Annotated in this window: 8 protein-coding genes; 6 read left to right on the top strand and 2 right to left on the bottom strand. The window is 67.2% G+C overall.

All coding sequences use genetic code 11. From position 1 onward, the window contains the following. Positions 1 to 37 precede the first annotated feature (37 nt). Both AC0Z35_RS02150 and AC0Z35_RS02145 read left to right on the top strand, forming a co-directional pair. A complete protein-coding gene (locus AC0Z35_RS02150; protein WP_485131484.1) occupies positions 38 to 1,330 on the top strand; it encodes an HlyD family secretion protein in 1,293 nt (430 codons plus the stop codon). Then, complete coding sequence (locus tag AC0Z35_RS02145; RefSeq protein ID WP_485131485.1) at positions 1,327 to 3,522, top strand: peptidase domain-containing ABC transporter; 2,196 nt, start codon at positions 1,327 to 1,329, stop codon at positions 3,520 to 3,522. Before AC0Z35_RS02150 ends, AC0Z35_RS02145 begins: the two co-directional genes overlap by 4 nt. On the opposite strand, the gene AC0Z35_RS02140 is transcribed toward AC0Z35_RS02145, so the two are convergent. Together AC0Z35_RS02140 and AC0Z35_RS02135 are read right to left on the bottom strand one after the other, a co-directional pair. Further along, the gene (locus AC0Z35_RS02140) at positions 3,461 to 4,099 is read right to left on the bottom strand and encodes a response regulator (protein ID WP_485131486.1); all 639 of its coding nucleotides are present in this window, start codon (positions 4,097 to 4,099) and stop codon (positions 3,461 to 3,463) included. The genes AC0Z35_RS02145 and AC0Z35_RS02140 overlap by 62 nt on opposite strands. Next, positions 4,096 to 5,925, bottom strand: coding sequence for an ATP-binding response regulator (locus AC0Z35_RS02135; protein ID WP_485131487.1), 1,830 nt, complete (start codon positions 5,923 to 5,925; stop codon positions 4,096 to 4,098). Before AC0Z35_RS02135 ends, AC0Z35_RS02140 begins: the two co-directional genes overlap by 4 nt. Positions 5,926 to 6,067: 142 nt before the next feature. Between AC0Z35_RS02135 and AC0Z35_RS02130 the strand changes: the two genes are divergently transcribed. The 4 genes from AC0Z35_RS02130 to AC0Z35_RS02115 all read left to right on the top strand — a co-directional run bounded on the left by AC0Z35_RS02130 (position 6,068) and on the right by AC0Z35_RS02115 (position 13,478). After that, complete coding sequence (locus AC0Z35_RS02130) at positions 6,068 to 7,921, top strand: methyl-accepting chemotaxis protein (RefSeq protein ID WP_104142203.1); 1,854 nt, start codon at positions 6,068 to 6,070, stop codon at positions 7,919 to 7,921. Positions 7,922 to 8,136: 215 nt separating this feature from the next. Then, positions 8,137 to 9,006, top strand: coding sequence for an alpha/beta fold hydrolase (locus tag AC0Z35_RS02125; RefSeq protein WP_485131488.1), 870 nt, complete (start codon positions 8,137 to 8,139; stop codon positions 9,004 to 9,006). 220 nt (positions 9,007 to 9,226) lie between these two features. Then, the gene (locus AC0Z35_RS02120) at positions 9,227 to 10,792 is read left to right on the top strand and encodes a hypothetical protein (protein WP_485131489.1); all 1,566 of its coding nucleotides are present in this window, start codon (positions 9,227 to 9,229) and stop codon (positions 10,790 to 10,792) included. 49 nt (positions 10,793 to 10,841) lie between these two features. Then, positions 10,842 to 13,478, top strand: a complete 2,637-nt coding sequence (locus AC0Z35_RS02115; protein WP_485131490.1) for an excinuclease ABC subunit UvrA — start codon at positions 10,842 to 10,844, stop codon at positions 13,476 to 13,478. Positions 13,479 to 13,482 lie beyond the last annotated feature (4 nt).

Below are 13,482 nucleotides of genomic sequence, written 5' to 3'. Positions count from 1 at the left end.
ATGCCATCGCCGCGCACTCCTTCTGGCCTGACCTGCCGTGTCGCTCTATCGCAAACAAGCCCTGGCCGCGCAACGCACCGCGCCGCTGGGCGATATCGTCCTGATCCGACCGGTGTCGTTTGCGCTGGTCACGGCGGCGCTGGGCGGCTTTGTGTTGCTGGTCTGCCTGTTCCTGGCCTTCGGCACCTACACCAAGCGTGCCACGGTCAGCGGCCGGCTTGCTCCGGATACGGGCCTGCTGAAGCTGTATGTGCGCGACGCCGGCGTGGTGCTTGAAAGGCGGGTGCGGGAAGGCCAGCATGTGAACGCGGGCGACGTGCTGTACGTGGTGTCCGGCGACCGGCAAAGCGCCATGGGCGACACGCAGCAAGTCATCAGCGGGCAGATCCGTCAGCGGCAGGACAGCCTGCGCGTCGCGCGCCAGAAAACGTTGTTGCTGCAACAGGGCGAACGCGATCTGTTGACGGCCGGCGTGGCGAGCCTGCGCGCGCAGCTGACGGCCATCGATAGCCAGATCGACGGCCAGCGCGCCCGCATCAAGCTGGCCGAAGACAGCGCGCAGCGCTATCGCAACCTGATGGACAAGGGCTATCTGTCGCCCGAGGAATCCGACGCGAAGCGTGCCGAACTGCTAGAGCAACGCAACCAGTTGCAGGCGTTGCTGCGCGATCGCATCGGCCTGGGACTGGACCTGTCCACACGGCAGGCCGGCTTGGCCGACCTGGGCTTGCGACAGCAAAATCAGCTGGCGCAACTGGACCGCGACCTGGCGGGCGTGGAAGTGGAATTGACGCAAAGCGAAGCGCGGCGCCAGATGCTGGTCACCGCCCCGCAAGCGGGCGTGCTGACGGCCGTGATGGCCGACGTGGGCCAGGCGGTGGACACGGCGCGGCCGCTGGCCACCATCGTGCCGGACGGCGCGAAGCTGGTGGCCGAACTGTATGCGCCCAGCCGCGCGGTGGGCTTCGTGGCGCCGGGCGATGCGGTGCTGATGCGCTTTGCCGCCTACCCCTACCAAACGTACGGCCAGCAAGCGGGCGTGGTGCAGAACGTCACGCAAAGCGCCTTGCCGGAATGGCAGTTGCACGACGGGGCAAGCGCCGATGCCAACCCCCCCGACGGCCCTGGCGGCAACAACGCCAACGCGGGCGCCCCGGGAGAGCCGATATACCGCATCACCGTGTTGCTGCAAACACCGGTGCGCGGACCCGATGGGCAGTCGCTGACCCTGCGCCCCGGCATGCGCCTGGACGCCGACCTGCTGCAACAGACGCGGCGGCTCTATCAATGGGCCATCGACCCGGCCCACCAACTGGCGGGAAAACTATGACGATGCTTGAACGCCTGACGCTGGGCGTCAAACGCCGCGTGCCGCGCCTGTTGCAGACCGAGGCGGCCGAATGCGGGCTGGCCTGCGTGGGCATGATCGCCGGCTTTCATGGGCATCACCAAAGCCTGGCCAGCCTGCGCGGCCGCTTTCCGGTGTCGCTGTCAGGCTCGACCCTGGCGACGCTGATCCATGTGGCCAGCCAGCTGGGGCTGGCATCGCGTCCCGTCAAGGCGGGGTTGGGCGCGTTGGGCAAGCTGGCGCTGCCGTGCATCCTGCACTGGGAGTTCAACCACTTTGTGGTGCTGACCGCCATCAATGGGCGGTGGGCCACGCTGATCGATCCGGCGCGCGGCACCCGCAAGGTCGCCATCAGCGAGTTGTCGGCGTCGTACACCGGCGTGGCCCTGGAGCTTTGGCCCACGCCGGATTTCGTCACCGCGCACGAGGCGCGGCCCGTGCGGCTGCGTGAACTGACCGGGCGCATCTCGGGCCTGGGTGCGGCGTTTTCACAAGTGCTGCTGTTGGCGCTGGCGCTGGAAGTGCTGACGGTGGTGCAGCCCTTCTTTCTGCAATGGGTGGTGGACCATGTACTGAACACCGGCGACCGCGACCTGCTGACCACCTTGGCGCTGGCTTTCGGGCTGTTGATGGTGATGCTGCAACTGACCTCGGTCGCGCGCAGCTGGATGCTGCTGTACCTGGGCACGACGCTGAATCTGCAATGGCGCACCAACGTCTTCACGCATCTGCTGCGCTTGCCGGTCGGCTATTTCGAACGGCGTCACCTGGGCGATATCGTGTCGCGCTTCGGCGCCATCGACGCCATCCAGCGCACCGTGACCACGTCGTTCCTGGAAGCCCTGCTGGACGGCATGGTGATGGTGATTACGCTGGTGCTGATGTTCCTGTACAGCCCGCCGCTGGCGTGGATCGCGTTGGGGGCAATGGCGCTGTATGGGCTTGCGCGGCGGGCCGGCTATGCGTCGCTGCGCTACGCCACCGAAGAGCACATCGTGCACGCCGCGAAAGAACATTCGCACTTTCTGGAAACGGTGCGCGGCGTCAAGGCCATCAAGCTGTTCCAGCATCAGGACGACCGCCGATCACGGTGGCTGGCCTTGCTTGTCAATGAAATCAACGCCGATCTGCGTGTACAGAAATGGACGCTGTTTTTTCGCACGTTCAATGGCTTGCTGTTCGGGCTGTCGTCCATTGCCATTCTGTGGTCGGGCGCGCGGCTGGTGCTGAACGGCCAGTTCACCGTCGGCGCCTTGCTGGCGTTCATTGTTTACAAGACGCTGTTCGACAAGCGCGTGGCGGCGTTGCTGGACAAGCTGGTGGACGTGAAGATGTTGCGGCTGCAAGGCGAGCGCCTGGCCGATATCGTGCGCGAAGCGCCCGAGGCCATCGATGAAACGCCGCGCGACACCGCAGACCCTGGCGCCGGCGCAGGCGTGCGCCCGCCCGTGATCGAGGTGCGCAACCTGCGCTTTCGTTACAGCCCGCATGAACCCTATGTGCTGGACGGCGTGAGCCTGCGGATCGAGTCGGGCGAATCCGTGGCCATCACCGGGCCATCGGGCGGCGGCAAGACCACGCTGGTCAATATCCTGCTGGGCATTCTTACGCCCACCGATGGCGAAGTGCTGGTGGATGGCGCACCGGTGCGCGGCCCGGGCGCGGCGTCGCTGCGCAAGATGGCGGGCACGGTGTTGCAGGACGATGTGCTGTTTGCGGGTTCCATCGGCGAGAACATCAGTTTTTTCGATCCGCGTTTCAATGCCGATCGCGCGCAGCGCTGCGCCCGCATCGCCGCCATTCACGACGATATCGTTGCCATGCCCATGGGCTACAACACGCTGGTGGGCGATATGGGCACGGTGCTGTCGGGCGGCCAGAAGCAGCGCGTGCTGCTGGCGCGGGCGCTGTACAAGCAGCCGTCCGTGCTGTTCCTGGACGAGGCCACCAGCCATCTGGACATCGACCGTGAACGCGTGGTCAACACGGCGATTGCGCGGCTGGCCATGACGCGCGTCATCGTTGCGCATCGCCCGGACACCATCGCCGCCGCGGGCCGCGAGATATCGCTGGTGGAGGGAAAGATCGCCGCCGACAGCGGGCGGCGCAGCGCTACGCCGGCCGGCCGAACACGCCGCCGCGCCGAGCCACTAGCGTCGCCTGTGTGCGATTAAGCACGCCGAGTGCGGCCAGGATGGCCGACACGTGCGTCTTCACGGTTTTTTCCGTCATGCTCAAGCGCTCGGAAATTTCTTTGTTGCGCAGGCCATCGCACATCAGCCGCAACACTTCCTGCTGACGCGGCGTCAGCGTGCGCAGCAGCGCCGCTTCGTCTTGCGTGGGGGGCGCGTCGCCGCCGGCCGCTGACCGGTGCAGGGGCGGGGAGGCATCGTTGATGGCATCCAGCGCGGCCACCAGTTCCTGGCAACTGGCCGACTTGTTCATGAAGGCCTGCGCGCCGGCTTCCATCGCGCGGCGCCGGTCTTCGGGGTCTTCCGAAGCGGATAGCACCAGTACGCGCAATTGCGAACGACGTTGTCGCATGCGCCGCAGCAATTCCGCGCCGGCGATATCCGGTAGGTAGTAGTCCATGATTACATTGGTGATGTCGTCATGGCGGGCCAGCACCTCCAGTGCGTCCCGGCCATTGGCGGCCGGATGCAGCGTCAACGTGGGTACCGCGTTGGCCAAGGCCAGGGCGAGGGCTTCGCGGAACATGGCGTGGTCGTCGACCAGCAGTACGGCCGTCATTCGGTATCTCCAGAGGACGCGGTGGCGTGCGTCGCTTGCAGCAGCGCGGCCACGCGTTCGCGCAGCGCCTGCACCGCAACGGGCTTGTGCAGCAGGGGGATGCCACGGTCGGCGGCTTCGGCCAGGCGGGCGGGGTCCGTGTCGCCGCTGACCAGCAGGGCGGGCAAGTCCGGGTCGTTGTATTCCTCGCGCAGCCGCTCGATGACGTGGATGCCGGTCTCGTGGTCACGCAGGCGATAGTCGCTGACGATCAGCGATGGGCGTTCGGCCAGCGGCAGCACGCGTTCAAACAGGGCGTTACCGCTGGTGGCGCCAATGACGCGGCAGCCCCAGCTTTCAAACAGCATCGTCAAGCCGGCCAGGTTTTGCGCATCGTCGTCCACCAACAGCACCAGCTGTCCGGGCAAGACGGATTCCCCGGCCATCGCGCGCGCATCGGAGGGCGCGGCGCTGACGTTGGACAGGCCCGCTTGGGCGGGGTCCGCGATGGGCGTCGTCAACATGAACGCGGTGCCACGACCCGCCTGCGAACGCAGCGCCAGCGGATGCCCCAGCAGCGTGGCGGTGCGGCGCACGATGGCCAGCCCCAGCCCCAGGCCCTTGCTGCGGTCTCGTTCGGGATTGCCCAGCTGGTGGAATTCCCAGAACACCCGTTCTTGCTCGGCCGCCGGAATGCCGACGCCGTTGTCCCACACTTCAATGCGCAGCTGGCCCGCCACGCGGCGGCAGCCGATCAGCACGCGCCCGCCGGTGGTGTGGGTGATGGCGTTGCTGATCAGGTTGCGCAGGATGCGTTCCAGCAGCACCGGGTCGGACCAGATGCAGGCGGAACACGCGCGCACGCGCAGCGACATGCCTTTTTCGCGCGCTTGCGGGGCGTATTCGGCGCGTAACCGATCCAGCAGCGGGTTCAGCGCAAAGCCCTGCCAACGCGGTTCGATCACGCCGGCATCCAGCCGCGACAGGTTCAGCAAGGCATCGAACAACTGCCCCATTGCCGCCATGGCGCTGCCGATGTTGTCCACCAGATAGTGACCGTGACGTGACAGCGGTTCGTTTGTCAGCAAGCCCAGGAACAGGTTGACCGCGTGCACGGGCTGGCGCAGGTCGTGGCTGGCGGCTGCCAGGAAACGCGATTTTTCCAGGTCGCTGCGTTCGGCGGCAATCTTTTCCTGGCGTACCTGTTCCAGCAGCGCCAAATTTTCATACCCCAGCCGCAGCGCGTCCAGATGCGTGCGGTTCATGCGGTGGATGAATGCCAGCGTGGCGACCAGATAGGCCAGGCCGCCCGTGACCAGCGCCAGGTGGATGGCCGAGGGCTGCGCGGCCAGGGCGATGAACATGGGCGCGAATGCCGGCACCTCGAACGCGTACATCACCGGCAGCAGCATGTAGTTCGAGTAGATGGCGCCGGTGCCCAGCCCGAACAGGATGACGATGAAGAACAGCTGGTATTCCAGCGGAACGAACAGCGTCCAGTAGGCAAAGGGCAGGCCCCACAGCAGGCCGGACGTCAGGTTGCCCACCAGCATGCGCCGCAGCCAGCGTTGGGCGGCGCCGGGGTCGGCGCGATGGTGGTCGTAGGCGATGACGGCGGCCAGGCGCAGCACGCCGACCACTAATGTGGCGCCGATCCACCACAGCACTTCGTGCAGCGGCAAGACGTTGTGCAAGGCGTAAGCCGAGAAGCAGGCCGTGATCAGGGACCCCGCCAGCGCGAAGGGAAAGCTGCGGCGCAAGGCGTCGATCTGCACCTGCTGGATACGGGCGCCGTAGCTGGAGGTGGACGCGGTGGCGGAAGGGGAGTGACCTGGGGTGGGCTGCACCGGCGGATTTTAGACCGATTGCATCGCGCCCGGCTAAAGGTTCCGCCGTGCCTGCCGTAAGCCCAAACGTGGCCGCCTGTTTCGTGGGGGGGGCTGCGTACCCGTGCCGTCCGGCATGGGCTGTGGCAGTAAGAAGGCAAGAATGAAAATCACCTCGTTGCGCAACCGTATTTTATTGATCACCTGCTTTACCGTCGTAGGCGCCCTGGTTTTGTCGGGCATCACCACCTACCAGATCGTGCGCAGCAACATGATGGCAACCATCTCGGGCAACCTGGACGCCATTGCAGCCGGCAACGCCAGCGCCATCGAGCGCTGGTCGGCGGACAAGGCGCAAGCGGTTTCCGCCACTGCCGCCGTGGTGGAAAAGGGCGACCCGCGCGGCCTGACCAAGCTGATGGGTGAGACCAACGGCTTTCCCATTTCGACGATAGGCTGGTCCGACAAGACGTTTTTCTCGACGACGCAAACCGCCGCCGACTACGACCCCACCGCGCGGCCCTGGTACAAGAGCGCGGTCGCGGCGGGCAAGCTGACCGTGACCAAGCCGTACGGCGATTCCGGCACCGGCAAGCTGTACGTGGCGTTCACCGCGCCGATGGTACGCAGCGGGCAGACGGTGGGCGTGCTGAGCGGCGCGGTGCCGCTCGATGGCATCCAGAGCATCATCCGCGCGATCCGTCCCACGCCGTCCAGCCTGGCATTCGTGGTGGCGACCGACGGCCAGGTCATCTCGCACGTGAATGACAAGCTGGCGTTGAAGCCGTCCACCGACGTGGCCCCGGAACTGACCCCGGCCGCGCTCACGGCCATGGCGCAGGAGGGCGCCGACCCCATCACGGTCAGCCTGGACGGCCAGAAAAAGCTGCTGAAGGCACGCCGCATTCCCGGCACCGACTGGTCGCTGGTGATTGCGCTGGACAGCGCCGAAGCCACGGCGGGCTTGACCCAGGTGCTGAACGCCACGCTGATTTCGCTGGTGGTGCTGACCCTGGTGGCCGTGGGCATTGCCAGTGTGGTGACATCCCGCGCCTTCAAGCGCCTGTCGGCCGTGCGCGACGCCATGGACACCATCGGCTCGGGCGACGGCGACATGACGCATCGGCTGGACGTGGTCGGGCACGACGAGGTGGCGCAGATCTCGGCCTCGTTCAACGCGTTTGTCGACAAAATCAGCCATGTGATGCTGGACGTGCGCACGGGCGTACATTCGATGTCGGCCGCCACGCGCGAGATCGACATGGGCAACCGCGACTTGTCGCAGCGCACGGAAACGTCGGCCGGCTCGTTGCAGGAAACGTCGTCGGCGTTGACGCAGATGACCTCCAGCGTGCGCCAGACCGAAGAGGCCGCCGAACACGCCAAGCGCCTGGCCACGGAAGCCAGCGTGGCGGCCGAGCGCGGCGGCAAGGTGGTGACGGACGCGGTGACGACGATGAGCGCGATTTCGCAGTCGTCGCAACGCATTACCGAAATCATCAGCGTGATCGACAGCATTGCGTTCCAGACGAACATCCTGGCGCTGAACGCGGCCGTGGAAGCGGCGCGCGCGGGCGAGCAGGGGCGCGGCTTTGCGGTGGTGGCGGGCGAAGTGCGCACGCTGGCGCAACGCAGCGCCGCGTCGGCACAGGAAATCCGCACGCTGATCCAGGCGTCGGTTGAAAACGTCAAGAGCGGCACCGAGCGCGTGCAGGCGGCGGGCTCGACCATGAGCGAAATCGTGGACGGCATTGCCCGCGTGCAACGCCTGGTCAACGAGATCCACGGCGCGATGACCGAGCAAGCCGTCGGCATCAGCCAGATTGACCGCAGCGTGGCCGACATGGATCAAGCCACCCAGCAGAACGCGGCCCTGGTGGAAGAATCCGCCGCGGCCTCGGCGATGCTGAGCGACCAGGCGCGCGCGCTGGCCGACACGGTGGGACTGTTCAAGCTGCGCGGCGACGCGCACGGTGGCCAGCCCGGCACAATGCTGGCGCTGCCGCGCGCGGCGTAGGACGGGCAGGGCTGGGCAGCGCCGGCAAGCCTGCGGCGGCTGGCGCTTGGCAGGCGTCCCGGCAGGCGTCCCGGCAAGCGTCCCGGCGGGCATCCCGGCAGGCAACCCGGCAGGTTCGCGCCGGGTAAGCCCGGTTCGAATTGCGCCGGGGAGTTGCCCGGCGGCGCGGTTGGCAGCAGAATCCGTCATACCGTGATCGAACAAGGGATGGATGAATGATGGCCGCCGCCACCGCCGTAACGCCGCAGGATGTGATGATTCCCACCGCCCATGGCCGCATCCACGCCAGGGTTTGGTCGGGCGCCGATGCGTCGGGCGCCGGTGCGTCGGGCGTCGATACGTCGGGCGCCGCTGCGTCGGGCGCCGCCGCGTCGGACCGCGCCACGCCAATCGTCCTGTTGCATGATTCCCTGGGCAGCGTCGGCCTGTGGCGCGACTTCCCCGCGAACCTTGCCGCCGCCACCGGCCGCACCGTCATCGCCTACGACCGCCTGGGCTTTGGCGAGTCGGACCCGCACCCCGGCAAGTTGAACGCCGACTTCGTTTTCGACGAAGCGCATGACGCCTTTGCCGCGCTGGCCCGGCACTTTGAACTGTCGCGCTTCATCGCGTTCGGCCATAGCGTGGGCGGGGGCATGGCGGTTGCCATCGCCGCCGCGTATCCGCAGGCCTGCGCGGGCGTCATCACCGAATCCGCCCAGCAATTCGTCGAAGACCGCACGCTGGCCGGCATCCGCGAGGCCGGCGAACAATTTCGCGACCCCGCCCAGCTGGAACGCCTGAAGCGCTACCACGGCGACAAGGCGCAATGGGTGCTGGACGCCTGGGTGCATACGTGGCAATCGGCCGAATTCGCCGATTGGAATCTGGACGACACCCTGCCGCGCGTGCAGGCGCCGTTCTTGGCCATCCACGGCGAAAACGACGAGTACGGGTCGATGCGCCATCCGGACAAATTCGTAGCCTTGGCCGGCGGACCCTCGCGGATGCTGGCGCTGGCCGGCTGCGGCCACGTGCCGCATCGTGAAAACGAAGCGGTGGTGCTGGAAGCCGTGCAGTCCTTCCTGGCCCGGCACAAGCTCTGACCGGCTGAAGCGGCGCGGGTCGCCGCGCGGATAGTTCCAGGCGTTCGGCCGGATTTGTCGCGGCCCGTTCGCCCGTCTTGCCGGACTTGCGCCGGCCTTGCGCCGCCCCTTCAGCCCCCGGCGCGGTTAATTTCTCTAGGCGCCTGCCGTTAACGCGTTAGCAGTTCCAACAAGAATTCAGACAAAAACCCGGGCAGGCACTGCCCACTGCGGACGCCCCATGACCCTAATCAGCTCGTTGGCAGGCGCGACCGGCGTCGCCCCGCTCAGTACTCCCGTTACGGTGATCCGCGCGGGGCAGACCATCGCCCCGGTCGCGACGTCGGCTGACGCCACGGCGTCCTCCCGGTCGTCTGTCGTGATGCTGGGCCAGGGCGTCTCCACCGCCGCCGGCTCGGTCTACGACGAGACCGGCACCGTGCCGGACGCGCTGGCCGTTGCCATGTCCAAGTCCGTGGACGCGCGCACCCGTATCAGCCCGTTCGCCGAGGTGGGCGCGGCGGTGCTTAATCGCTTGCGCACCGACGGCGCCAACCATACCCAGTGGATGCCGTCCACGCGCATCGCGGCGTCGGCCTCGGCCGCTGCCGACGCCGGCCCCTTGTCCGAAGCCGATCTGCGGGCCGACAACGCGGTGTCCTTGCGCATCGACACCGCCAGCGGCGTCAAGGTGCAGGTCACCTTGCAAAGCGGCAAGGAAGGCATGTCGGTGCAGATCGACGTGGCCGAAGGCGAATTGAACGAAGACGAACGCCGCGCCATCGCCGCGCTGTCCGGTGCGTTCCAGGATGCGCTGGACGGCCTGGCCGAGGTGCCGCCGCGCTGGTCGCTGACCAAGCTGGCCAACGGCAGCTCGCCATTGCTGTCCTCGATCAGCCTGCGCGAGACGCGCCTGGTCGACGGCGCCGAGCAGACCGTGGATTTCCAGGCGGACGCCAAGCAAAAGAGTCTGACCGTGTCCAGCGTGATGGGCGTGGTCAAGGTGGATGTGGACCTGACCCAGCCCGTTGCCCTGGGTTCGGCCCAGCAACAGTCGGCCGCCGTCGCCAAGTACTTGCAGCAGTTCGACCGCGCCCAGCGCCGGGGCTCGGGCGACGAGGCGCTGATGAGCACGTTCAAGGATGTGTTCTCGTCCATGCACGGCAGCTATGGCGCCGCGCAGGTTCCGGCGGCCGACACCACCACGCGCCGCTTGCCGGCCGTCGACGCGCATCGCAGCCTGTTGTCGGGCCTGGCGGATTTCTCGGCGTCTATCGAGCAGGTGCGCAACGCCATCAACCCGGCCAAGCCAAAGGAAATCGACGGCTTTTCTTTCCAGGCCTCGCAAAGCAGCCAGGTGTCGGGCAAGGCCGGTTGGGACCTGGCGGTGTCGCAAACGCAGCAGTCCACGTTGACCGCCAGTTATCACCGGTCGTTCTCGCCGGACGTGCAGTTGGCGCTGACCGACGATGAGAAGACGCAGAACTACCTGTACTTCCAGATTCATGACACGACCAGCAGCAAGACGGACGTGGCCTACCAGGAAGGCGTGCTGGCGACCGCAACGCTGAACGAAGCGCGCACGCAAAGCACGCAGGTGTCCAAGTACATCAAGGGCAAGCTGCTGGACCAATCGTTCATGCCGTCGTCCGAATCGAACTCGCGCAACCTGATGTCGCTGGTGCAGGCCGCGAAGCTGGACGAAACCGAGAACGATCCGATGATGCCGCGTGACCAGGCCGAAGAGATCCTGCGCCGCAAGTACCTGGACCTGGCGCATCAGGCGGCCGACTTGCGCCTGGGGTGATCGATTCCGCGTCTGGATCGGCGCGCAAGGTGTCCTTTACTATGGCTGCATGAGCCCACGAAAGACACCCGCCAAACCCCGCGCCGACGCCTGCATCCGCGTTCGCGGCGCGCGTGAACACAATCTGAAGAACGTCGATGTGGATATCCCGAGAGACGCGCTGGTCGTGTTTTCCGGGGTGTCCGGATCGGGCAAATCGTCGCTGGCCTTCGGCACGCTGTACGCCGAAGCGCAGCGGCGTTATCTGGAATCCTTGTCGCCCTATGCGCGCCGCCTGATCGACCAGGTGGGCGTGCCGGACGTGGACGCCATCGAGGGGCTGCCGCCGGCGGTGGCACTGCAACAGCAGCGCGGCACGCCCAATGTGCGTTCCACGGTGGGCAGCGTGACAACGCTGTCCAGCATGTTGCGCATGCTGTATTCGCGCGCCGGCACCTACCCGGCAAACCAGCCCATGCTGTACGCCGAGGACTTCTCGCCGAACACGCCGCAGGGTGCCTGCCCCAATTGCCATGGCCTGGGCTACGTGTACGACGTGACCGAAGCGTCCATGGTGCCCGACCCGTCGTTGACCATCCGAGAGCGCGCCATTGCATCCTGGCCCCCGGCCTGGCACGGCCAGAACCTGCGCGACATCCTGGTCACGCTGGGCTACGACGTCGACATCCCGTGGCGCGAGCTGAAAAAGAAAGACCGCGACTGGATCCTGTACACCGATGAGCAACCCACGGTGCCGGTCTACGCGGGCTTCACGCCGGCCGAGACCCGCGCCGCCTTGCGCGCCAAGCAGGAGCCCAGCTACATGGGCACCTACACCGGCGCGCGCCGCTACGTGATGCACACGTTCGCCACCACGCAAAGCGCGATGATGAAAAAACGCGTGGCCCGCTTCATGACGGGCGCGGCGTGCCCGGCCTGCGATGGCCGCCGCCTGAAGCCCGAGGCGCTGTCCGTGACGTTTGCGGGCATGGATATCGGCAGCTTGTCGCGCCTGCCGCTGGCGCGCATCGCCGAGGTGCTTACGCCCGCCGCACGCGGCCAGTTCGACGCGCCCGCCACCGCCGGTGCGCGCAGCCGCGCCACCACCCGCAAGGACAACGCGCGCCGCGTCGCGGCCGGGGGCCTGGCGCACGCGGGCAGCACCGATGTACGCCGCACGCCAGACCTGTCTCCGGAAAAGCGCATCGCCGCGCAGCGCATCGCGCATGACCTGGTCGAGCGCATCGGCACCTTGCAGGCGCTGGGCCTGGGCTACCTGGCGATGGACCGCGCCACGCCCACGCTGTCGCCGGGCGAGCTGCAACGGCTGCGCCTGGCCACGCAGATCCGCTCCAATCTGTTCGGCGTGGTGTACGTGCTGGACGAACCGTCGGCCGGCCTGCATCCCGCCGACGGCCAGGCGCTGCATCGCGCGCTGGACCAACTCAAAGACGCGGGCAATACCCTATTCGTGGTCGAGCATGACCTGGACACCCTGCGCCGCGCCGACTGGCTGGTGGACGTAGGCCCGGGCGCGGGCCAGCATGGCGGGCAGGTGCTGTACAGCGGCCCGCCGGCAGGCTTGAAGAAGGTGCCTGATTCGTTGACGGCGCGCCACCTGTTCAACGCCGCGCCGGCCGCCAGGGTCGCCGTGCGCGAGCCCGCCGGCTGGCTGTCCTTGCGCGGCATCCATCGCAACAACCTGCACGGCATCGACGCGCGTTTTCCGCTGGGCGCGTTCACGGCGGTGACGGGGGTGTCGGGCTCGGGCAAGTCCAGCCTGGTCAGCCAGGCGCTGGTCGAATTGATTGGCGAGCACCTGGGCCAGGAACCGGTCGCTGAAGAACCCGATGGCGATCTGCCGCGGGCCGATGGCCCGCCGCGCACGACCGGCCGCATCGACGCAGGGGCCGACGCCATCAAGCGGCTGGTCAACGTGGACCAGAAGCCCATCGGCCGCACGCCCCGATCCAACCTGGCGACCTACACCGGGCTGTTCGACCACGTGCGCAAGCTGTTTGCCGACACCCGCGCCGCCAAGTCGCGGCGTTATGGGGCAGGCCGATTTTCGTTCAACGTGGCGCAAGGCCGCTGCGACACCTGCGAAGGCGAAGGCTTCGTGCACGTTGAACTGCTGTTCATGCCCAGCGTGTACGCGCCATGTCCCGTCTGCCACGGCAGCCGCTACAACGCCAAGACGCTGGAAATCGAATGGAACGGCCGCAACATCGCCCAGGTGTTGGCGATGACGGTGGACGAAGCGCTGGCGTTCTTCAAGGACGAACCCGCGGTCCAACGTCCGCTGTCCCTGCTGCACGAGATCGGCCTGGGCTATCTGCGCCTGGGGCAACCCGCCACCGAGCTGTCCGGCGGCGAAGCGCAACGCATCAAGCTGGCCACCGAACTGCAACGCAGCCAGCGCGGCAACACGCTCTACGTGCTGGACGAACCCACCACCGGCCTGCACGCGGCCGATGTGGACAAGCTGATGGCGCAACTGCACGGCCTGGTGGATGCCGGCAACACGGTCGTGGTGGTGGAACACGACCTGCGCGTGGTCGCCAACAGCGACTGGATGATCGACGTGGGCCCCGGCGCGGGCGACGAAGGCGGCCGCATCGTGGCCGAAGGCGCCCCGGCGCAGGTCAGCCGGGCAGGCAAGGGCGCCACGGCGCCGTTCCTGAAACGGGTGCTGGCGGGCGGTTGACTTG

The organism is Achromobacter sp. 1L-A-4-B-C2, assembly GCF_057291955.1.
The sequence above is the reverse complement of the archived record's forward strand: the minus strand, read 5'-3'. Positions and strand labels throughout refer to the sequence as shown.

Bases quoted from the DNA above. Each gene is read 5' to 3' on its own strand.
- AC0Z35_RS02145 (WP_485131485.1), top strand. From the start codon at position 1,327: ATGACGATGCTTGAACGCCTGACGCTGGGCGTCAAACGCCGCGTGCCG.
- AC0Z35_RS02140 (WP_485131486.1), bottom strand. From the start codon at position 4,099: ATGACGGCCGTACTGCTGGTCGACGACCACGCCATGTTCCGCGAAGCC.
- AC0Z35_RS02130 (WP_104142203.1), top strand. From the start codon at position 6,068: ATGAAAATCACCTCGTTGCGCAACCGTATTTTATTGATCACCTGCTTT.
- AC0Z35_RS02125 (WP_485131488.1), top strand. From the start codon at position 8,137: ATGATGGCCGCCGCCACCGCCGTAACGCCGCAGGATGTGATGATTCCC.
- AC0Z35_RS02120 (WP_485131489.1), top strand. From the start codon at position 9,227: ATGACCCTAATCAGCTCGTTGGCAGGCGCGACCGGCGTCGCCCCGCTC.
- AC0Z35_RS02115 (WP_485131490.1), top strand. From the start codon at position 10,842: ATGAGCCCACGAAAGACACCCGCCAAACCCCGCGCCGACGCCTGCATC.